Source organism: Comamonas testosteroni, assembly GCF_014076415.1.
Taxonomy (GTDB): domain Bacteria; phylum Pseudomonadota; class Gammaproteobacteria; order Burkholderiales; family Burkholderiaceae_C; genus Comamonas; species Comamonas testosteroni_F.
In genome coordinates, this window is record NZ_CP043568.1 from 5,801,810 (window position 1) to 5,821,733 (window position 19,924).

Consider the following 19,924-nt stretch of genomic DNA (forward strand, 5'->3'; position numbering starts at 1 on the left):
GGTCCCTGTGGATGCCGCAGGCGTTGAACATGGAGAAAGTATGAATTTGGAACGATGACTTGAGTAGCCCACAATATTCAGCCTCAGAGTTCTATTTTTAAAACGATGAAGCTGCCCGATCTCAACGAGCTCTACTACTTCGCCCAGGTGGTCGAGCATGGTGGATTCGCACCTGCAGGCCGCGCCCTGGGGCTGCCCAAGTCCAAGCTCAGCCGCCGCGTGGCCCTGCTCGAAGAGCGCCTGGGCGCGCAATTGCTGCTGCGTTCCACGCGCAGCTTTGCCGTGACCGAGGTGGGCAAGCGCTACTACCAGCACTGCCGCGCCATGCTGACCGAGGCCGAGGCCGCCGAAGAGTCGGTGGCGCTGGTGCATTCCGAGCCCTGCGGCAAGGTGCGCATGAGCTGCCCCGTGGCCTTGCTGGCCTCACGCGTGGGTCGCATGCTGGGCGAATTCATGCGCCAGTACCCGCGCGTGGAGCTGCAGGTAGACGAGACCAACCGGCGCGTGGACGTGGTCGGCGAGGGGCTGGATCTGGCCCTGCGCGTGCGCCCGCCGCCGCTGCAGGACAGCGATCTGGTGCTGCGCACGCTGGCAGAGCGCCGGCAATGCCTGGTGGCCGCACCCGAGCTGCTGCAGCGCCTGGGTCAGCCCGGCGGCCCCATGGACCTGTCGGCCTGGCCCAGCCTGGACATGGGCGGCCTGCAGGAAACCCACCGCTGGGTGCTGCACGGACCCGACGCCGTGCGCGCCGAGGTCAGGCACCAGCCGCGGCTGGTGACGCAGTCCATGCTGGCCCTGCGCGATGCGGCTCTGCTGGGCGCCGGGGTGGTCCAGCTGCCCAGCATGTTCGTGCGCGAGGACCTGCGCAGCGGCACGCTGGTGCAGGTGCTGCCGGGCTGGGAGCCGCGCTCCGAAATCATCCACGCCGTCTACGCCTCGCGTCGCGGTCAGCTGCCCGCCGTGCGCGCCCTGCTCGACCATCTGGCCCAGTCCTTCAGGACCTTGTCGGAAGAATGAGCATCAAAACCGCCTGCAGCAATTTCTGGGTAAGCGCCGCAAGCTATCGAAACGATAGCTAAAGCATCAGCCCAGAGCCGCCTGGATATCGTCCGCCAGCTTCTCGGGCTTGTCCTGGGGCGCGTAGCGGCGTATCACCTGCCCGTCGCGGCCCACGAGGAATTTGGTGAAATTCCATTTGATGGACTTGGTGCCCAGCACGCCCGGCGCTTCAGAGGTGAGCCAGCGGTACAGCGGATGCGCACCGTCGCCGTTGACTTCGATCTTGTGCATGAGCGGGAAGCTGACGCCGAAGTTCAGCTCGCAAAAGCTCGCGATCTCGTCATCCGAGCCTTTTTCCTGGGCACCGAACTGGTTGCAGGGAAAGCCCAGCACCACCAGGCCCCGGTCCGCATATTGCTCGTGCAGTGCCTGCAAGCCTTTGTACTGGGGCGTGAAGCCGCAGGCACTGGCGGTATTCACGATCAGCAATACCTTGCCCTGGTACTGCGACAGAGGAATGCTGCGCCCCTGGATGTCGGTGGCTTCAAAGTCATAAACGCTGTTTGCCATGCTGATCTCCCGCCAAAGTGAAGCCCCAAGCTTAAGGCCGTCGGCAAAACATCTCACCATTGGAAACAAGCCTGCGCAGCCACGCCACGGAGACAATACCGGGGCTGCGACCATAGAAAAACCGATCCCCGCAAGCAGAGCGCCTGTTTTTTGGGCATTCTTCGCAGTCTTGCCTTCTTGCGGCCCTTGGCGGGCTGCCTTGCAACGTGCGTTTGTCCTTGAACGAATTGAAAGAAAAATGGGTAGCTCAGGCCACGGCTCTGTGGATGCGCGCTCGCGCCAGCACTGCCGGCCAGCGCATTGCGGCCCTGCCCTGGTGGCGTCGCTGGCCGACGCGGCGTGAATGGCGGTGGTTTGCCGCGGCCTTGCCGGTGCTGTTTGTCGTCTATGTGCTGCTGCTGATTCCGTTCACGCCCAGCATCAGCGACATCCGCAAGGCCAAGCTCGAGCAACCGGCCCAGATCCTGAGCGCCGACGGCAAGCTGATCGGAGAGTTCAAGCGCAGCAACCGCCAGTGGGTGCCGCTGGAGCAGATTTCGCCAGCCGTGGTCAAGGCACTCGTGGCCACCGAAGACCATCGTTTCTACGAGCACCATGGCATGGACTTCACGCGCACCGTGGGTTCGGTCATCCATACGCTGGGCGGCAATCCCCAGGGCGGCTCCACCATCACCCAGCAGCTGGCACGCAATCTCTATCCCACGGAAATCGGCCGCGCCCGCAATGTGAACCGCAAGCTCAAGGAGGCGATCACGGCCTTCAAGATCGAGGCGCTCTACACCAAGGACGAGATTCTCGAGACCTATCTGAACACCGTGCCCTTTCTCTACAACGCCTATGGCATAGAGATGGCGGCGCGCACCTATTTCGACAAGCCGGCGGCCAAGCTCACGGTGCTGGAAAGCGCCACGCTGGTGGGCATGCTCAAGGGCAATGCCTATTACAACCCCGTGATCAACCCCGACCGCGCGATTGCCCGGCGCAACACCGTGCTGAGTCAGATGGTCAAGCGCGGCGAGCTCAAGGACGATGAGTTCGAGCGCCTCAAGAAGCGCCCCATGCGTCTGGACTTCGAGCGCCAGGAGGAACCCACGGGCATGGCGCCGCATTTTTCCCAGCAGCTGCGCAAATGGCTGATCGCCTGGGCCGACAAGCACGACTACAACATCTATACCGACGGTCTGGTGGTGCGCACCACTCTGGATTCGCGTCTGCAGACCTGGGCGCAGCAGGCCGTGAACCGCCAGATGCATACGCTGCAGGGCATTGCCAACAACAACTGGAGCCACCGCGACGGCTGGAGCGCCGAGAACGCCCTGGTGCTGCAGCTGGTGCGCGAGACGGAAGCCTTTCGCAAGCTCGCCAGAAGTGGCAGGCCTTCCGACATCAGCGAGGAAGAGGCGCTCAAGAAGCTGCTGGCCGACAAGGCCTTCATGAGGCAGCTGCGCGAGGACAAGACCCGCGTGCAGGCCGGCTTTCTGGCCATAGACCCGCGCACCTCGGCCGTTCTGGCCTGGGTGGGAAGCCGCGACTATGCCCAGGATGCGTTTGACCATGTGGCCCAGGCACGCCGCCAGCCCGGCTCCACCTTCAAGCCCTTTGTCTATGGCGCAGCCCTGCAGCGCGGCGCCAGGCCCGATGACACACGCAAGGACGAAGCCGTGGAAATCCAGCTGCCCGGCGGCGAAGTCTGGCGCCCCAGCGACGCCGTCGAGCCCACGGGCGTGCCCATGAAGCTCAGCGATGCGCTGGCCTATTCCAAGAACACCATCACTGCCGAGCTGGGCCAGGAAGTGGGCATGGACCGCGTCATCAAGCTGGCCCGCGGCCTGGGCGTGCGCCAGAGCCCGCTGGAGCCCGTGCCTTCGCTGGCACTGGGCTCCAGCCCCGTCACGCTGCTGGAAATGGTCAACGCCTACGGCAGCATCGCCAACTCCGGTCGCTACATCCCGCCCCAGCTGGTCACCCGTATCGAGAATGCCGATGGCGAGCTGCTGGCCGAATTCACCCCGCCCAAGCCCGATCAGGTCTGGGACGAGGAGGAGAACTACGGTCTGCTGGAGATGATGCGCGCCGTGATCGACAAGGGCACGGGCCGCGCGATTCGCAAGCAGTACGGCATTCGCGCCGATGTGGCCGGCAAGACCGGCACCACCCAGGGCAATGCCGACGGCTGGTTCATCCTCATGCACCCGCAGATCGTGGCCGGCGCCTGGGCCGGCTTCAACGATGCGCGCATCACGCTCCGGAGCGACCAGTGGGGCCAGGGCTCGCGCAGCGCCCTGCCCATGGTGGGTGACTTCATGTCGCGCGCCATGCGCAGCCCGCTGCTCAATGCCAAGGCCCGGTTCACCGAGCCCAACACCAGCCACTGGTGGAGCGATCTGGTCGGCCGCCTGCGCGACAAGGTTCAGGAATGGAGCGGGCCCGCAGATGAGGGCAACGACCCCGATCGCACAGCGCCGACAGCACCTACCCATCCAGCGCCCAACAGGAGCAATGGCAGCGAGGTCGACATCATAGAGAGCACGCCTGCAGCGCCGCCCTCGACCGGCGGCCAGCCGGCGCCGGCCGACAGCGGCGCCCAGCCGCCTGATCTCGACAGCAGCCCCGGACTGGCACCCGGCGAGATGATGCCGGCACCGGCCAGAACTCCCGCGCCTTCAAGCTGGAGCGATATAGGCACACCGCTGCCGCCAGCGGCGCCGCTGAATGCGCCGCAAGACAGCCCATAGCGCGGTTTTCAGCCACATGCCCCACTGGGCTGTCGAATAACTGGTCCAATTGCAGACCGATACCCGCCAGCAGGCCTCCCACCAGGAGGCCGCTGGCGGATTTGTTTTCGCCGGGCATGAAACCCACATGCCGAAAGCGCTGCGCCGACCCGGAGCCGACATGACCGCCAATACGCCAACCATCGTCACCTTTGCCATCTACCTGCTGGGCATGCTGCTCATAGGCTGGGCGGGATACAAAGCCACGTCCAACCTGTCCGACTACATCCTGGGCGGGCGCAGTCTGGGCTCGGTGGTCACGGCCCTGTCGGCCGGGGCATCGGACATGAGCGGCTGGCTGCTCATGGGCCTGCCCGGGGCGGTGTTTGCCACCGGCCTGTCGGCCTCGTGGATTGCCATCGGTCTGTGCATCGGTGCCTGGCTCAACTGGCGCTTTGTCGCGGCACGCCTGCGCGTCTATACCGAGAAGGTGGGCAATGCGCTGACATTGCCCGATTACTTCACCAACCGCTTCGAGGATGGCAGCAGCCTGCTGCGCATCGTCACGGCGCTGGTGATTCTGGTGTTCTTCACCGTCTACTGCGCCTCCGGCGTGGTCGCCGGCGCCCGCCTGTTCGAGTCCATGTTCGGCATGGACTACCAGACAGCCCTGTGGGTAGGCGCCGTGGCCACCATGGCCTATGTGTTCATCGGCGGCTTTCTGGCCGTGAGCTGGACCGACACCATCCAGGCCTCGCTGATGATCACCGCGCTGATCATGGCGCCGCTGATGGTGATCTATGCCGACGGCGGCGTGGGTGCCAGCAGTGCCATCATCGAAACTGCGCGCAGCGGTGCCTTCGATATGTTCCAGGGCCAGGGAGCGATCGCCATCGTCTCCTTGCTGGCCTGGGGTCTGGGCTACTTCGGCCAGCCCCACATTCTGGTGCGCTTCATGGCGGCCGAGTCGATCAAGACCATTCCCAACGCACGCCGCATCGGCATGAGCTGGATGGTGCTGTGCCTGGGCGGCGCCGTGGCCGTGGGCTTCTTCGGCATTGCCTTCTTTGCCAGCCGCCCCGATATCGCGGTGAACGTCAACGGCAACCATGAACTCGTGTTCCTGGAAGTCGCCAAGCTGCTGTTCAACCCCTGGATCAGCGGCGTGCTGCTGGCCGCCGTGCTGGCGGCCGTGATGAGCACCCTGTCCTGCCAGCTGCTGGTCTGCTCCAGCGCCCTCACGCAAGATATCTACAAGACCTTTCTGCACAAAAACGCCAGCCAGAAGCAGTTGGTCTGGTTCGGCCGCGCCATGGTGTTTGCCATTGCCGTGATAGCCATCCTCATTGCGCAAGACCCCAAGGCCAAGGTACTGGGCATGGTCAGCAATGCCTGGGCCGGTTTTGGCGCCGCCTTCGGCCCGCTGGTGCTGATTTCCCTGCTCTGGGCCCGCATGACGCGCAACGGCGCGCTGGCCGGCATGGTTGTGGGCGCGGTCACGGTGCTGGTCTGGCAGCATTACCAGTGGTTCAGGCTCTATGAAATCGTTCCCGGGTTTACGTTGTCCGCTATCGCAATCATAGTGGTCAGCCTGCTGGACAAAGGACCTTCGGCCACGATCACGGCCAAACACCGCGAGGTGGAGGCTGAAATCGCTGCCCACGGCGAATAAACGCTGTCACGCCCCTGCCCAAGCCCTGCCCGGCCATGCCGCCAGGGCTTTTTTGTCGTCGAAAACCGCTCTCCAGGCTGCACAAAAAATAGGCGCAACTTGCATTTTCAGGGCCTATCCGTCACACTTGCGGGTCGAAATTTCAGGCATTACCTGAGATTCTGAAAGGTTTAGTGAATGCTCAAGGCCGCTGCAGCCAAGGTATATCAGACGGGTTTAGCGTTGATGCTGGGTGCCGCTTTTGCGCTGGCATCCCCTGCGGCTTTGGCGCGAAAAGCGCCCGAAGTCGGTGCCACCGTTCCCGGCTTTGAGACCGTGAGCCTGGCCGATCTGCCGCGCGAAGGCCGCACCACCTATGGGCGAATCCTCCAGGGCGGTCCGTTTTCCAGCGACAAGGACGGCACAGTTTTCGGCAACCGTGAGCGCATACTTCCGCGCCAGGCCAGAGGCTATTACCGCGAATACACCGTGCGCACGCCAGGCGCGAAAAACCGGGGTGCACGACGCATAGTCTGTGGCGGCTTGCAGCCCCAGGTTCCCGATGCCTGCTTCTACACTGGCGACCACTACAACAGCTTTCAGCAAATCGTCCAATGAAGTTAAAAGATGCCCTCCAGGCCCGCCATACAGCGGCTTTTGACCTCTTGAATTCCGCAGCGGCGGTTTGCGCAGACAGCCTGCAGCGCTGTCAGTACCGACTCTGCCACCAGTTTTGATGTTTTTAGAAAGAATCACGGAGATGGACACGCCACTTCGTAAGCCCTCGGAAACACCGTTGCGCAATGTTCGCCCGAACATCGTGCAATCCATTCGCGCCTATCGCATTCCTGATCTTCAGGCAGCAGCAGAGGCGCTGGGCTCCCATTTCCTCTATGCCAATCTGGCCCATGCCCAGACCAAGGCCGATGTTTTCGAGCTGCTGTCCACCCAGTTCTACCTGCCGGCACACTTTGGCAAGAACTGGGATGCGCTTTATGACTGCATGACCGACCCGATCAACAAATCCGGCCCGCAACCCGGTTTTGTGGTGGTGCTCGACCAGATTCCGACCACTCCCAAGTTCGACAAGGAAGTGCGCGAGCAGTTGCTGGACGTGTTCCGCGATACTGCGGACTTCTGGGCAGAGCGCAAGATTCCCTTCCGCTGCTTTTACTCATTCCTGTAGGTCGGCTGCTGCGGCGCACACAACACAAAATGCCCGCCTTGAATGCGGGCGTTTTTGCTTTCAGAACCAAAGGCTCAGGCGGGGCGGCCCTGAGCTGCGGCCTTGAGTTGCATCCACTTGCCCATTGCAATCACCAGCACGGCGCCACAGGCGGCCGCTGCGTAATGCGCCCAGGGATTGGTCCGTACAAAACCTTCGAGCATATGGTCGCTGGTGATGGTTTCGCCGGCCACCCAGCCAATCAGTGCCGCGCCCAAAGTGACGATGGCCGGAAAACGCTCCATCAGCTTGATCATCAGCGTGGAGCCAAAGATGACCAGCGGAATGCTGATGGCCAGGCCCAGAATCAGCAGCAGCATATCGCCGCCCGCTGCAGCAGCCACGGCGATCACATTGTCCAGACTCATGACCAGATCGGCGAGCAAAATGGTGCGAACGGCAGCCATCATGCCCTGCCTGGCCACACTGCCGGAATCCTCTCCTTCATCTTCGCCCTTGAGCAGGCCCACGCCAATCCATAGCAGCAGCAGGCCACCGATCACCTCGACGAATGGCAGCTGCATCAGCTTGGCTGCCACCACTGTCAAGGCAATACGCAACACCACGGCGGCGCCGGAGCCGAACAGCACCGCTTTCTTCTGCTGCTGCGGCGGCAGGCCACGTGCGGCCAGAGCGATGACCACCGCGTTGTCACCCGAGAGAATGATGTTGATCCAGACGATCTTGAACAAGCCGATCCAGAAATCGGCACCGAGCATGGCATCCATGGAAAATATTCCTGAGTTCTCTGTCCGTTGCACCTTGAACGGACAAACGCCCGGCATTGCAAAGCCAGGCGTGATCAATGCGTGGAAGTTTAGCCAACTGCCTCTTGGAGCCGCTGTCGGCGTATTGCTTCTGACGTCATGGGAATTGCAGGCCACGGAGTTCGCTTCCGTTTTGGGACAGACTCCGCAGGCACCTCAAATTACCAGTTTTCAGTGATAGCCAAGCGACTTGATCTCGGTAACAGTGGGATACGAAAACCAGCGGCACCTCACACAATATGGCAGAGACTTTTTCCCTCCCTACAGAGTCCATTCTCCCCAGCCCCTTGATCGTGGTGGAGGATGAGCCGTTGATCCGCAATCGGCTGGAAAGCATTTTGCATGGCCTCGGATATGCGGATGATGCTCTCATCTTTGCTGCAACCCTGGGGCAGGCACGCGCCCGGCTGGCGGAGCATCCGGTCGCCATGGCACTGGTGGACCTGGGCTTGCCCGACGGCAGCGGCATAGAGCTGATCAGCCAGTTGCGGGCCGCCGACCCCGGCATGGGAATTCTGGTCATCTCGGCATGGAGCACTGAAGACGCCATTCTCTCGGCGCTGCGCGCCGGGGCCAACGGCTATGTGCTCAAGGAGCGCGACGACCTGGAGGTCACCCTGTCCATACGCAGCGTGCTGCGCGGCGGCGCGCCCATCGACCCTTTCATTGCACGGCGCATCATTGCCGAGCTGCAGCCTTCCCAGCCCACGGAAGCGCACAAGGAGATGCCGCCCGAAGCCATACTCAGCGCCCGCGAAATCCAGATCCTCAAGCTGGTTGCAGACGGCATGACCAACCGGGAGATCGCAGAGTCGCTCTTTCTCTCGCGCTACACCGTGGAATGCCATGTGAAGAACATTTACCGCAAGCTGGCCGTGCCTTCGCGCACCAAGGCGGTCAGCGAGGCCCGGGCACGCGGTTTGCTTAGCTGAATGATCAAGCGGCCGGCTCTCATGCTCCGCCTGATATTTGCGCTCGTCATGGGCTGGAGTTGCGGCGTGGCCTGGGCACAGGAGCTCAGGCCTCAGGACCAGCTCTGTGAACCGCGCATTGTGGCCCGCCAATCGGCCAAGGCACTGCCCGAGGGGCCTCCACCCGATGCGGCCTTGCTGCAATGGGTGGATGTGCAGGGGCTGGATGACTGGACTCAGCGCTGGCCCGGCTATGACGGTGCAGCCTGGTACCGCATCGATTGGGAGAGCCCCTGCGGGCGCGATCAGCCCGTGGCGCTGGCCGTCGTCAATATCGTGATGGCGGGCGAGGTGTTCGTGAATTCAGAACTGATCTGGCGCGATCAAGCGCTGGTGGAGCCGCTGAGCCGCAGCTGGAATATGCCACGCTACTGGCTGCTGCCCAAGGCGCTGCTCAAGGAGCAGGGCAACAGCATCTGGGTGCGCGTCCACGGGCTCAGCAGCCAGACGCCAGGCCTGGGACGGCTGCGCATAGGCCATCCAGCCGAACTCAAGCAATGGACGGCACAAGCCACCTGGAACCTGCGCACCATTTATATGGTCTGCATCACGGTCAGCCTGGTGCTATGCCTGCTGTTTTCGTTTGCCTGGCTCCACAACCGCAATCAAAAACTCTATGGCTGGTACGCACTCAATCTGATGTGCTGGGCACTGATGCTCTGCTTTATGGTCATGACTGATCCCTGGCCCTTCAGCAGCACGCCGGCCTTTGCCAAGGGAAATCTTCTGGCTTTCATTGCATTTACCTACACTTTCTGCATTTTTACGCTGCGTTTTGCGGAGTTGCGCCTCATACGCCTGGAACGTACGCTGGCCGGCATATGCAGCCTCTGTGCTGTATTCGCACTGTCTGTGCCCGATGCACAGGTAGCGCTGAGCCGGGCCGTCTGGCTGCTGATGTTCTGTCTTTGCGCTCTGGTCTGCCTGCTGTTTCCACTGCGCGCGCTGCAGACACGCACGCCAGCCCACATCGTTTTCAGCCTCTGCTTCGTGCTCTACCTGGCCATCGGCGTGCATGACCTGCTGCTGCTGACCAAGGCCTTGGATCACAATCTGACGCTGATTCCCTACACGACCTTGCTGAGCATGCTGGTGATCGCGTGGTTGCTGGGGCGACAGGTCGTGTGGAATATGCGCCGCATCGAGCACTTCAACCACGAACTCAGTCTCACCGTCACACAGGCCTGTGACGACCTGAGCCAGACCCTGGAGAGGGAACACCATCTGGCTCTGAGCCACTCCCGCCTGCAGGAGCGTCTGCGCATTTCCCAGGATCTGCACGACGGTCTGGGCGGATCTCTGGTGCGCTCCATTGCCCTGGTCGAGCAGAGCAGCACCCCTTTGCCCAATGCCCAGGTTCTGTCCATGCTCAAGCTCATGCGTGACGACCTGCGCCAGATGATTGATACCGGCACCAGCGCCGCCATCCAGGTTCCCGAGACACCCATGCAATGGCTTGCTCCGCTGCGCCACCGCTTTGCACGGCTGTTCGAGGAGCTGGACATTCAGGTGAAGTGGCGTCTGCCCGAATACTGGGCTCACGCGCCCAGCCCCATTCAGTGCCTGACGCTGACCCGTGTGCTGGAAGAGGCATTGACCAATGTCATCAAGCACAGCCGCGCCAGCCAGGTCCAGGTTCGGCTGGAGACTCCCGACTCCAGGGAGTTGCAGCTGCAGATCGAGGACAACGGCACAGGCTTTGATTTGGATAGCACACAGATCAACAGCATGGGCGTTGGCATGCGCAGCATGCTGGCGCGACTGGAGCGCCTGCAAGGCACTCTGGTCATACAGTCACGCCCCGGCCGCACCGAACTGCAGGCGAGCCTGCCACTGTTCGGCAAGGTACAGCGCCACACCTGAGTACAGAGCTCCGCGTCGTCTCCCCAGAGCATCTGGTAACTGCGCTAAGCTTTCTGCATGCCCCTGCTTATCGACGGAACACCGTATGAAGACGGCGTCTTCACCCTTGAGCTGACGCCTGACGCGCCGCACAGACTCAAAACCAGCCCCGGTCAGGGCAGCCTGACCCTTGGCCCCAGGACGCTGTTGAAAACAGCGGACCTGTGGCTGCCTGTCGACGCCTGCGTGCTCTGGTCCTGCTTTGACCCCTTTGCCACGCCCGCTGGCTCACCCTGGCCGCGCAGCTTCTACTACACGGGCAATGACAGCGGCTTCTTCACGTGGGCGCAACTGCGCCCTATCGAAAACTTCAGCTGGCACCCGCAGCTGCTGCAGGATGTACATATCGACGCCAGCCAGTCACAGATTCGCGAGCTGAGCATTCATCTGCAAGCGGGCAATCAGGGCCACATCCACCTGAAGCTGCCGCAGCAGGGCATGCGCCTTCATCTGCAGGGCAATCTGGAGCAAATCACCGTCACCGCAGGCCTGCCTGAAAGCCTGAGTTTGAGCCCGGCCACCAGCAAGAACCCGGCCGACGAAGCCTTTCAGCTGCCCGACATGGGCAGCCTGAAACAGGTCGCCACGCTGGAGCTGAGCAATGGCGCAGGAAAACAACCCATTTCGCTGCAAAACCTGCTGCAGTTTTCGAAGCTGGAATCGCTCTCCCTGTGGGGTAACCACAGCGATTTGGCCCAGCTTTCTTCATGCACGCAGCTCAAGGCGCTATCACTGCGTTTTATGCGCAATCTGTCGGGACTGCCTGCGCTGCAAACCTGGCCGGAGCTGGACTTCTTCATCGCCTACAACGTGGAAGAAGCCGCCGGAAAACGCCTGCGCCAGCAGCTCAAGGAGCGCACCAAGGCACGACCCTGGGCCGGCTACACATCTGTCAGCCAGCTGCGCAAGCCTGAATGGTGGGCCAAGGAATATGGGCGGCCATTTTCGGGCTGGCCCGCAGCCCGCGCCAGGATTGCGCATGCAGCTTACGAGCTGGCCGAACGAGAAATTGGCAAAGCCAGCAGCCTTGGCCATGTGCAAGCTGCACTGACGACCTTTGCCGCCCGCTTCAACACAGTCAAAGGCATTGAAACCAGCGAGCGTGAAGACCTGGGGCTGGCCGTGCAGCAACTGGCACAACTGCCTGCGGCACTGTCACTGAATCTGACGGATGAGCAGGCCCAGCAGTGGTTTGATGAAAACCGCGATTACTAGCGCCTACCTAGCGATTACCTAGCGGCCGCAGGATCGACCTGCGCAATGATGCCGCCTCCCAGGCAGACATCGCCGTCATAGAGCACGGCGGACTGACCAGGGGTGACGGCCCATTGCGCTTCTGGAAAGTCCAGGCGAAAGCCTGCATCCGTGGCCTGGGAAATCAGCGCAGGCGAATCGGGCTGACGGTAGCGGGTCTTGGAGCCGTAGGCCTTGCCCTCGGCCGGGGCATGGCCGGCCACCCAGCTGACCTGATCGGCCAGCAAGGCATGCGACTGAAGCAGTGGATGGTCATGGCCCTGCACCACGCGCAGAATGTTCTTGTCCATTTCCTTGCGCGCCACAAACCAGGGCGCATGGTCGCCCGCACCACGGGCGGCGCCCTTTTCCTTGACGCCGCCAATGCCCAGACCCGAACGCTGGCCCAGCGTGTAGAAGGACAGGCCCACATGCTTGCCCAGCTTGCGGTTGCGGTCGTCCAGGATGAGACCCGGCTCCTTGCTGATATAGCGGTTCAGGAAGTCGCGGAACGGGCGCTCGCCAATGAAGCAGATGCCCGTAGAGTCCTTCTTCCTGGCATTGGGCAGGCCGATCTCTTCGGCGATGCGACGCACCTCGGTCTTGTGCAGCTCGCCCACGGGAAACATGGCCTTGGACAGCTGGGCCTGGTTCAGGCGGTGCAGGAAATAGCTCTGATCCTTGCTGTTATCCAGGCCCTTGAGCAGCTCGAACAGCTGGGTGGACGGATTCTGGCGCACGCGTGCATAGTGGCCGGTGGCGATCTTTTCTGCTCCCAGGCGCATGGCGTGGTCCAGGAAGGCCTTGAACTTGATCTCCGCATTGCACAACACGTCCGGGTTGGGCGTGCGACCGGCCTGGTACTCGCGCAGGAACTCGGCAAACACGCGGTCCTTGTAGTCCGCGGCAAAGTTCACATGCTCGATCTCGATGCCGATCACGTCGGCCACGGCCGCCGCATCGACAAAGTCGATATTCGACGAGCAGTACTCGCTGTCGTCGTCATCTTCCCAGTTCTTCATGAAGATGCCGACGACCTCGTGGCCCTGCTTTTTGAGAAGATAGGCGGTGACGGCGGAATCCACACCGCCCGACAAACCCACCACGACACGCTGCTTGTTGCTCATAGGTATGCGATTATCCCAGCGCCCGTCAACTGCTGCGGGCGTGAGGATTTGCCATGGAACTGCGCCAGCTACGCTACTTTGTACGAATTGTTGAACTGGGCTCCATGAGCCGGGCAGCGCTGGATCTGGACATGGTGCAGTCGGCGCTGAGCCAGCAGATCAGCCGCCTGGAGTCCGAACTCTCGACGCGGCTGCTGCAGCGCACACCGCGTGGCGTCACTCCTACCGAGGCCGGCCAGGCCTTTTTCCATCAGGCCCAGCTGACCCTGCGCCATGCCCAGCAGGCCATTCACGCGGCCCAGCAGGCGCGGCTGTCGGGTGCCGTCAGCATCGGCCTGTCGCCCACGATTGCCTCGGTACTGGGCCTGCCGCTGATGCGAGCCATGCGCGAGCGCTACCCCGAGGTGAGGTTGCACATGGTGTCGGCCCTCTCAGGGCATCTGACGAGTCTTCTCAACGCCAGACAGCTGGATCTGGCCATCCTTTTCGATACTCAGAGCGCCAGACGATGGAGCGTGATGCCTCTGCTGGAAGAGCAGCTGTTTCTGATCCAGTCGCGCCAGCAACCGGTGGCGCCGCAGATTCAGCATGAAGTGCCCATCAGCCTGGAGCAGCTGCAGCAAGTGCCGCTGATCCTGCCCTCGGGCAGCCACGGCCTGCGCAGCTCCATCATGGCCTCGTTCACCAGTGCCGGTTTCCAGTCGCAGATGGCCATGGAGATCGACTCGCTGACCCTGCTGATGGAAGCAGTCGACGCCGGCATGGGCGCCACGGTCCAGCCCTGGTCAGCCGTGGGCATGTACCGTGATGCAGCCGAGCGTTTTCAGTGGTCCCAGATAGCCGATGACTCGGTGCGGCGCAAGGCCGCCCTGTGCAGCCTGTCGGACGACGAGCTCTCTCCCGCCGCCCTGGCGGCACGCGTTGTCTTGACGGACTGCGCGCGCCATCTGGTGCATTCGGGAGTCTGGCGGGGCGCGTCGCTGACGGATTGAGCCCCCGTATTCCGGGCAGAGGATGAATGCGACGCTGGCTTTCCATGGGCGATGCCGGGAAATCAAGGCTCAGGCCTTACGTAATTTCCACAGCAACTTTGTTGTCATGTGAAGCTCATACCTCATGGCAAACCTAGATCTTCATTACAACATTGCTGTTGCGCCCCCTGGGCCGCATCTCGACATCCTTCTTGCACCACGCCGACGGCGCCAGCCTACAGCGGGTGCGAGTGCGCTTTTTTAATATGAGCCTTGCCTCGTGCTGGATGTGAAGTGCGCTTCAGGACAGCCAGCCAAAACCAAGGTTCATTTATGACATCTCTCGATATTCAGTTGCTGCTGACCGCCCTGGTCAGCGTGCTGGTGCTGGTCGCCTTGATCGTGTCACGCATCAAGCTGCACCCGCTGCTGGCCCTGCTCATCGTCTCGGTAGGCGTCGGCTTTGCCACCGGCATGGAGCCGGAATCCATCGTCAAGCAGCTAACCAACGGCGCAGGCAAAACGCTGGGGGCCGTGGGTGTCGTGATCGCGCTGGGCGCCATGCTGGGCAAGATCCTGGCCGATGCAGGCATCACCGAGCAGATCGCCGAAGCCATTCTCAGGCACTCCTCGGATCGCATGATCCCCTGGGCCATGACCCTGGTGGCCTTCATCGTCGGCATCCCCATGTTCTTCGAGGTCGGCCTGGTGGTCATGCTGCCGCTGATCTTCAGCGTGGCGCGCAAGCTGGAAGGCCAGGCCCGTTTCAGGGGCTCGGCCTATGTCTACGTCGGCGTGCCCGTGATCTCGGCACTGGCGGCCATGCACGGCATGGTTCCGCCCCATCCCGGCCCCCTGACCGCCATCGCCACCCTCAAGACCACGGTCGGCCCGACCATGCTGTACGGCTTTCTGGCGGCGATTCCAGCCATGGTTCTCGGCGGCCCGCTGTATGGCGCCTTCATCGCCCCGCGCATGAGCACCAAGCCCGACCAGGCCTTGCTGGACCAGTTCACCATCACCGAGAAAGCCACTGCCGGCCAGCAGCCCAGCATCGCCCTGGGCGTGCTGGCGGCCCTGCTGCCCGCCATTCTGATGCTGATCCACGCCGTCGCCGAGATGCTGCTGCCCAAGGATGCGGCAGCCATGCATGTGGCCAGCTTTCTGGGCAATCCCCTGATCGCCATGCTGCTGGGCGTGCTGTTCGCCATCGTGGCCCTGGTGATGGCCCGTGGCGGCGATACCGAAAAGCTGCGCGACGCTCTGGGCAAGAGCCTCAAGCCGATTGCCTCCATCATCATGATCATTGCCGGCGGCGGCGCCTTCCAGCAGATGCTGACCAGCGCCAAGGTCGGTGATGCCATCGTCCATCTGACCCAGCAGTTCGCCTTCCCGCCGCTGATCCTGGGCTGGCTGATCGCCATGCTGCTGTCCGTCTCCACCGGCTCGGCCACCGTGGGCATCGTGGGCGCTGCCGGCCTGCTGGCGCCGCTGGCCGGGGCCGACCCCAGCCTGAACCTGCCCCTGCTGGCCCTGTCCATCGGCTGCGGTTCGCTGTTCTTCAACTATGCCAACCACGCCGGTTTCTGGATGGTCAAGGAGTCCTTCGGCATGACCATGGGCGAAGCCACCAAGACCATCTCGGTCGTGCAGTCCATCGTGGCCGTGGTGGGCCTGATCATGGTGCTGCTCTTCAACGCACTCGTCACCGTGCATTGAGGCTGGCCGTCCAGGCCACACCGGGGCTGCAGCGCAGCGGCCCCGGTGCCTGCCGCCGGGCCGCAGCCTGTGGCGCATGACGGCATGCGTGCCGCCTTCCGCCTGCGGCAGAACCAATCCATCACGATTGGTGATACCCCCATCCCCCAGCCCCGCTGCACGGTTGAGGCGGTGCTCACTACAGTGGCGTTCAACTCCAATCTGACCCTGCCAACCGCGCTCCGGTAGCGGAAATGACAGAGGACATCCACCCACGTTGAACCGCTGCAGGCACCGCCCCGTGGCAGCCCATCATGAAAACTGAAGCCTTTGACACCGATGTACTCGTCATCGGTGGCGGCAACGCCGCCCTGTGCGCCGCGCTGATGGCGCGCGAAGCAGGCAGCCGTGTGCTGCTGCTTGAATCTGCACCGCGCGAATGGCGCGGCGGCAACTCCGGCCACACCCGCAATCTGCGCTGCATGCACGATGCGCCCCAGGACGTGCTGGTCGAGGCCTATCCCGAAGAAGAGTACTGGCAGGACCTGCTCAAGGTCACGGGCGGCCTCACCAACGAGCATCTGGCACGCATGGTGATCCGGGCCTCCTCGACCTGCCGCAGCTGGATGCGCAGGCATGGCGTGCACTTCCAGCCACCGCTGTCGGGCGCGCTGCATGTGGCACGCACCAATGCCTTCTTCATGGGCGGCGGCAAGGCGCTGGTGAATGCCTATTTCCGCAGCGCCGAAAAGCTGGGCGTGGAGATCCGCTACGAGTCGCCCGTGGACAAGCTCGAAATCGAGAACGGCCGGTTCCAGGCCGCCTGGGTCAAGACCAAGGATGGGCGCCAGCGCATCACGGCCAAGAGCTGCGTGCTGGCGGCGGGCGGCTTCGAGTCCAACCGCGAATGGCTGCGCGAGGCCTGGGGCCAGAACGAGCGCGGCGAATGGCCGGCCGACAACTTCATCATCCGCGGCACGGCCTTCAACCAGGGCGTGCTGCTCAAGCATATGCTGCAAGAGCAGCAGGCCGACGGTCTGGGCGATCCCACGCAGGCGCACATGGTGGCCATCGATGCCCGCGCTCCGCTGTACGACGGCGGCATCTGCACGCGTATCGACTGCGTCTCGCTGGGCGTGGTGGTGAACCGCGATGCCCAGCGCTTTTATGACGAGGGCGAGGACTTCTGGCCCAAGCGCTATGCGATCTGGGGCCGCCTGGTGGCCCAGCAGCCCGGCCAGGTCGCCTACTCCATCATCGACAGCAAGGCCATAGGCCGCTTCATGCCGCCGGTGTTCCCTGGCGTGAAGGCCGACTCCCTGCCCGAGCTGGCACAGAAGCTGGGGCTGGATGTGGACCGCTTCATGGCCACCCTCGACGCCTACAACAGCAGCTGCAAGGTCGGCCATTTCGACCATACCGCGCTGGACGACTGCCACACCGAAGGCCTGGCTCCCGCCAAGACGCACTGGGCTCGCCCGCTCGACACCGGCCCCTACTACGGCTATGCGCTGCGCCCCGGCGTGACCTTCACCTATCTGGGCCTGAAGGTGGACGACACCTCCGCCGTGCGCTTCAGGGACCAGCCCAGCCAGAACCTGTTCGTGGCCGGCGAAATGATGGCCGGCAATGTGCTGGGCAAGGGCTACACGGCCGGCGTGGGCATGTCGATAGGCACGGCCTTTGGCCGCATTGCCGGACGCAATGCTGCTCTCGCGGCTGCCGGCAAACCCGCTATCCATGGTGCCGTCAAGGACGAGGTCTAAATCATGAGCATCCAATCCCTGCAAGAATTGGGCAAGGAAGCCCAGACCCTGGCCACCGGCAAGGTGATTCCCATCCTCCCCGCCCCAACGGAAACCGCTGCCGAAGACGAGGTGGCGCGCGTGATGCAGATCTGCAATGCCTGCCGCTATTGCGAAGGTTTCTGCGCCGTGTTCCCGGCCATGACGCGCCGTCTGGAGTTCGGCAAGGCCGATGTGCATTACCTGGCCAACCTCTGCCATAACTGCGGCGCCTGCCTGCACGCCTGCCAGTACGCACCGCCGCATGAATTCGGCATCAACATCCCCAAGGCCATGGCCGAAGTGCGCGGCCAGACCTATGCCGACTATGCCTGGCCGCCCGCCTTGGGCAGGCTGTACCAGAAGAACGGCCTGACCCTGTCCCTGGCACTGGTGGCCGGACTCTTCCTGTTCCTGGCGCTGGCCGTCGCGGCGCAAGGTGGCATTGGCCAGCTGTGGAGCGGCAATCTGGGCAACAACTTCTACAACCTGTTCCCGCACAACCTGCTGGTCGGCATCTTCGCGCCGGTGTTCCTGTTCGTGGTCTTCGCGCTGTTCATGGGCGTGCGCCGCTTCTGGAAGGACGTCAAGCCCGCCACCAGCAATGTGGATGTCAGCGGCCCCGCCGCTGCCGAAGCCACGCATGACGTGCTGCGCCTGAAATACCTGGACGGCGGCCATGGCGACGGCTGCCACAACGAGGACGACGAGTACACCTTGAAGCGCCGCCGCTTCCACCACCTGACCTTCTACGGCTTCATGCTGTGCTTTGCTGCCACCGGCCTGGCCACGGTCTATCACTATGTCTTCGATCTGCCCGCTCCCTACGAGCTGCCCAGCCTGCCCAAGATTCTGGGCGCCCTGGGCGGCGTGAGCCTGATGATCGGCACGGCCGGGCTGTGGATGCTGAACCGCGCTCGCCACCCGCTGCATGGCGATGCCAAGCAAAAGCCCATGGACCTCGGCTTCATCGCCCTGCTGTTCCTGGTGGCCGCAAGCGGTCTGGCGCTATGGCTGGGCCGCGCCACGCCGGCGCTGGCACTGCTGCTGTGCCTGCACCTGGGCGCCGTGATTGCGCTGTTTGCCACCCTGCCCTACGGCAAGTTTGCCCACGGCGTGTTCCGCACGGCTGCGCTGCTGCGCCACAACACCGAAAAGCGCGAGCCCAGCCCCATCGGCCTGGGCGCTGATTGAGCGAGCCCCATGACAGGCACGCATGCCGTGCCTGCTTTCAGAAAAATCAGCCGGAATACCGGCATTCCTTTCCGACCAAGGAGACATCCCATGATGAACAAACGCCATTTCCTGCGCGCCACGGCCGTGGCCGCCTCCCTGCTGAGCCTGGGCTCGGCGGCACAGGCTGCACCCGACTGGCTGCCCAACAAGCCCGTGACCCTGGTCGTGGGCTTTGCCGCTGGTGGAGCCGCCGACGCAGCGGCGCGCATGATTGCCAAGAAGCTGGGCGAGAACATCGGCCAGACCGTGGTGGTGGACAACAAGGGCGGTGCGGGCGGCAATATCGCCCACCAGTTCGTGGCCAAGGCACCGACCGACGGCTCGGTGCTGCTGTTCGGCTCCATCGGCCCGCTGACGATTGCGCCCCACATCATGAAGGTGGGCTACAACCCCTTCACCGATCTGGCGCCCATCTCGGGCGGCGTGAACTTCCCCAATGTGCTGGTGGTGCACAAGGGCGCGGGCGTGAAGAACCTGGCCGAGTTCGTGGCCAAGGCCAAGAAGAGCCCCGGCAGCGTGGACTATGCCTCCACCGGCGCGGGCTCGGCCTCGCATCTGGCGGGCGAGCTGTTCAACCAGCGCGCTGGCGTGGAGATGGTTCACGTGCCCTACAAGGGCGGCGCACCGGCCCTGCAGGACCTGCTGGGCGAGCGCGTCACCTCCTACTTCGCCGCACCCCCGACGGCCCTGCCGCATATCGAGACCGGCAAGCTGATTCCGCTGGCCACCACCGGCCTGACCCGCCCCGCCTACATGCCCAATATTCCCACCGTGGCCGAAGCGGGCTTCCCCGGCTTCGAGGCGCTGAACTGGTATGCCTTCGTCGCCCCCGGCAAGACCCCCACGCCCGTGCTGGACCGCTGGAACCTGGAAATCGTCAAGGTGCTCAAGGACCCTGCAGTGGCCGAGGCGCTCAAGGTCCACGGCCTGACACCCCAGCCCACAACCCGCACCGAGTTCGCGGCCTTCATGAAGAAGGAATACGAGCAATGGGGCAAGGTGGTCAAGGAACGCAAGATCACCCAGAACTGAGAGCGTGCTGGCAGTCCCGCTGGCGCCGATGCATCAGGCATGAG

The 19,924-nt window shown here is 63.2% G+C and carries 17 protein-coding genes; 14 read left to right on the plus strand and 3 right to left on the minus strand.

Annotation, left to right across the window (positions count from 1 at the left end; all coding sequences use genetic code 11):
* The first annotated feature begins 105 nt into the window (after positions 1-105).
* Positions 106-1,017, plus strand: coding sequence for a LysR family transcriptional regulator (locus F0P97_RS26755; protein ID WP_182285033.1), 912 nt, complete (start codon positions 106-108; stop codon positions 1,015-1,017).
* 66 nt (positions 1,018-1,083) lie between these two features.
* On the opposite strand, the gene F0P97_RS26760 is transcribed toward F0P97_RS26755, so the two are convergent.
* The gene (locus F0P97_RS26760; protein WP_182285034.1) at positions 1,084-1,569 is read right to left on the minus strand and encodes a glutathione peroxidase; all 486 of its coding nucleotides are present in this window, start codon (positions 1,567-1,569) and stop codon (positions 1,084-1,086) included.
* A gap of 266 nt (positions 1,570-1,835) precedes the next feature.
* Between F0P97_RS26760 and F0P97_RS26765 the strand changes: the two genes are divergently transcribed.
* From F0P97_RS26765 to F0P97_RS26780, 4 genes are all read left to right on the plus strand, one after another.
* A complete protein-coding gene (locus F0P97_RS26765) occupies positions 1,836-4,304 on the plus strand; it encodes a penicillin-binding protein 1A (RefSeq protein WP_182287322.1) in 2,469 nt (822 codons plus the stop codon).
* A gap of 127 nt (positions 4,305-4,431) precedes the next feature.
* Positions 4,432-5,955 (plus strand): sodium/proline symporter PutP, encoded by a 1,524-nt coding sequence (gene putP, locus F0P97_RS26770; RefSeq protein ID WP_198424705.1) that lies wholly within the window; start codon positions 4,432-4,434, stop codon positions 5,953-5,955.
* Positions 5,956-6,132: 177 nt separating this feature from the next.
* On the plus strand, positions 6,133-6,552 hold the full coding sequence (locus F0P97_RS26775) for a ribonuclease domain-containing protein (protein WP_182285035.1): 420 nt from the start codon (positions 6,133-6,135) through the stop codon (positions 6,550-6,552).
* Between the two features lie 142 nt (positions 6,553-6,694).
* On the plus strand, positions 6,695-7,120 hold the full coding sequence (locus F0P97_RS26780) for a barstar family protein (RefSeq protein ID WP_003072350.1): 426 nt from the start codon (positions 6,695-6,697) through the stop codon (positions 7,118-7,120).
* A gap of 74 nt (positions 7,121-7,194) precedes the next feature.
* Here F0P97_RS26780 and F0P97_RS26785 read toward each other — a convergent pair whose 3' ends face one another.
* Positions 7,195-7,887, minus strand: a complete 693-nt coding sequence (locus F0P97_RS26785; protein ID WP_182285036.1) for a TerC family protein — start codon at positions 7,885-7,887, stop codon at positions 7,195-7,197.
* On the opposite strand from F0P97_RS26785, the gene F0P97_RS26790 reads away from it, so the two are divergent.
* The 4 genes from F0P97_RS26790 to F0P97_RS26805 all read left to right on the plus strand — a co-directional run bounded on the left by F0P97_RS26790 (position 7,886) and on the right by F0P97_RS26805 (position 12,014).
* A complete protein-coding gene (locus F0P97_RS26790) occupies positions 7,886-8,104 on the plus strand; it encodes a hypothetical protein (protein ID WP_182285037.1) in 219 nt (72 codons plus the stop codon). The genes F0P97_RS26785 and F0P97_RS26790 overlap by 2 nt on opposite strands.
* Positions 8,105-8,165: 61 nt before the next feature.
* On the plus strand, positions 8,166-8,858 hold the full coding sequence (locus F0P97_RS26795) for a LuxR C-terminal-related transcriptional regulator (RefSeq protein ID WP_034347946.1): 693 nt from the start codon (positions 8,166-8,168) through the stop codon (positions 8,856-8,858).
* A gap of 21 nt (positions 8,859-8,879) precedes the next feature.
* Entirely contained in the window at positions 8,880-10,760 is a 1,881-nt protein-coding gene (locus F0P97_RS26800; RefSeq protein ID WP_232538074.1) for a sensor histidine kinase, read from the plus strand.
* Between the two features lie 57 nt (positions 10,761-10,817).
* Positions 10,818-12,014, plus strand: coding sequence for a transcriptional regulator (locus F0P97_RS26805; protein WP_182285039.1), 1,197 nt, complete (start codon positions 10,818-10,820; stop codon positions 12,012-12,014).
* A 14-nt stretch (positions 12,015-12,028) separates the two neighbouring features.
* On the opposite strand, the gene mnmA is transcribed toward F0P97_RS26805, so the two are convergent.
* Positions 12,029-13,159, minus strand: a complete 1,131-nt coding sequence (gene mnmA / locus F0P97_RS26810) for a tRNA 2-thiouridine(34) synthase MnmA (RefSeq protein WP_003072342.1) — start codon at positions 13,157-13,159, stop codon at positions 12,029-12,031.
* Positions 13,160-13,212: 53 nt separating this feature from the next.
* Here mnmA and F0P97_RS26815 point away from each other — a divergent pair, with 53 nt between their 5' ends.
* The 5 genes from F0P97_RS26815 (at position 13,213) to F0P97_RS26835 (ending at position 19,880) form a co-directional block, all read left to right on the plus strand.
* Positions 13,213-14,151: a LysR substrate-binding domain-containing protein gene (locus tag F0P97_RS26815; protein ID WP_182285040.1), complete on the plus strand. Its 939-nt coding sequence runs from the start codon at positions 13,213-13,215 to the stop codon at positions 14,149-14,151.
* Positions 14,152-14,463: 312 nt separating this feature from the next.
* On the plus strand, positions 14,464-15,849 hold the full coding sequence (locus F0P97_RS26820; RefSeq protein ID WP_182285041.1) for a GntP family permease: 1,386 nt from the start codon (positions 14,464-14,466) through the stop codon (positions 15,847-15,849).
* A gap of 293 nt (positions 15,850-16,142) precedes the next feature.
* On the plus strand, positions 16,143-17,594 hold the full coding sequence (tcuA, locus tag F0P97_RS26825; protein ID WP_182285042.1) for an FAD-dependent tricarballylate dehydrogenase TcuA: 1,452 nt from the start codon (positions 16,143-16,145) through the stop codon (positions 17,592-17,594).
* Positions 17,595-17,597: 3 nt separating this feature from the next.
* Positions 17,598-18,806, plus strand: a complete 1,209-nt coding sequence (gene tcuB / locus F0P97_RS26830; RefSeq protein ID WP_182285043.1) for a tricarballylate utilization 4Fe-4S protein TcuB — start codon at positions 17,598-17,600, stop codon at positions 18,804-18,806.
* 90 nt (positions 18,807-18,896) lie between these two features.
* A complete protein-coding gene (locus F0P97_RS26835) occupies positions 18,897-19,880 on the plus strand; it encodes a Bug family tripartite tricarboxylate transporter substrate binding protein (protein ID WP_182285044.1) in 984 nt (327 codons plus the stop codon).
* The last annotated feature ends 44 nt before the right edge of the window (positions 19,881-19,924 follow it).

Excerpts from the sequence above, each read along its gene's own strand:
- putP (WP_198424705.1), top strand. The coding sequence starts at position 4,432 with ATGCCGAAAGCGCTGCGCCGACCCGGAGCCGACATGACCGCCAATACG.
- F0P97_RS26820 (WP_182285041.1), top strand. The coding sequence starts at position 14,464 with ATGACATCTCTCGATATTCAGTTGCTGCTGACCGCCCTGGTCAGCGTG.
- F0P97_RS26815 (WP_182285040.1), top strand. The coding sequence starts at position 13,213 with ATGGAACTGCGCCAGCTACGCTACTTTGTACGAATTGTTGAACTGGGC.
- F0P97_RS26790 (WP_182285037.1), top strand. The coding sequence starts at position 7,886 with ATGGAAAATATTCCTGAGTTCTCTGTCCGTTGCACCTTGAACGGACAA.
- F0P97_RS26785 (WP_182285036.1), bottom strand. The coding sequence starts at position 7,887 with ATGGATGCCATGCTCGGTGCCGATTTCTGGATCGGCTTGTTCAAGATC.
- F0P97_RS26780 (WP_003072350.1), top strand. The coding sequence starts at position 6,695 with ATGGACACGCCACTTCGTAAGCCCTCGGAAACACCGTTGCGCAATGTT.
- F0P97_RS26800 (WP_232538074.1), top strand. The coding sequence starts at position 8,880 with ATGCTCCGCCTGATATTTGCGCTCGTCATGGGCTGGAGTTGCGGCGTG.
- F0P97_RS26835 (WP_182285044.1), top strand. The coding sequence starts at position 18,897 with ATGATGAACAAACGCCATTTCCTGCGCGCCACGGCCGTGGCCGCCTCC.
- F0P97_RS26775 (WP_182285035.1), top strand. The coding sequence starts at position 6,133 with ATGCTCAAGGCCGCTGCAGCCAAGGTATATCAGACGGGTTTAGCGTTG.
- mnmA (WP_003072342.1), bottom strand. The coding sequence starts at position 13,159 with ATGAGCAACAAGCAGCGTGTCGTGGTGGGTTTGTCGGGCGGTGTGGAT.
- tcuA (WP_182285042.1), top strand. The coding sequence starts at position 16,143 with ATGAAAACTGAAGCCTTTGACACCGATGTACTCGTCATCGGTGGCGGC.
- F0P97_RS26805 (WP_182285039.1), top strand. The coding sequence starts at position 10,818 with ATGCCCCTGCTTATCGACGGAACACCGTATGAAGACGGCGTCTTCACC.
- F0P97_RS26760 (WP_182285034.1), bottom strand. The coding sequence starts at position 1,569 with ATGGCAAACAGCGTTTATGACTTTGAAGCCACCGACATCCAGGGGCGC.
- F0P97_RS26765 (WP_182287322.1), top strand. The coding sequence starts at position 1,836 with ATGCGCGCTCGCGCCAGCACTGCCGGCCAGCGCATTGCGGCCCTGCCC.
- F0P97_RS26795 (WP_034347946.1), top strand. The coding sequence starts at position 8,166 with ATGGCAGAGACTTTTTCCCTCCCTACAGAGTCCATTCTCCCCAGCCCC.
- tcuB (WP_182285043.1), top strand. The coding sequence starts at position 17,598 with ATGAGCATCCAATCCCTGCAAGAATTGGGCAAGGAAGCCCAGACCCTG.
- F0P97_RS26755 (WP_182285033.1), top strand. The coding sequence starts at position 106 with ATGAAGCTGCCCGATCTCAACGAGCTCTACTACTTCGCCCAGGTGGTC.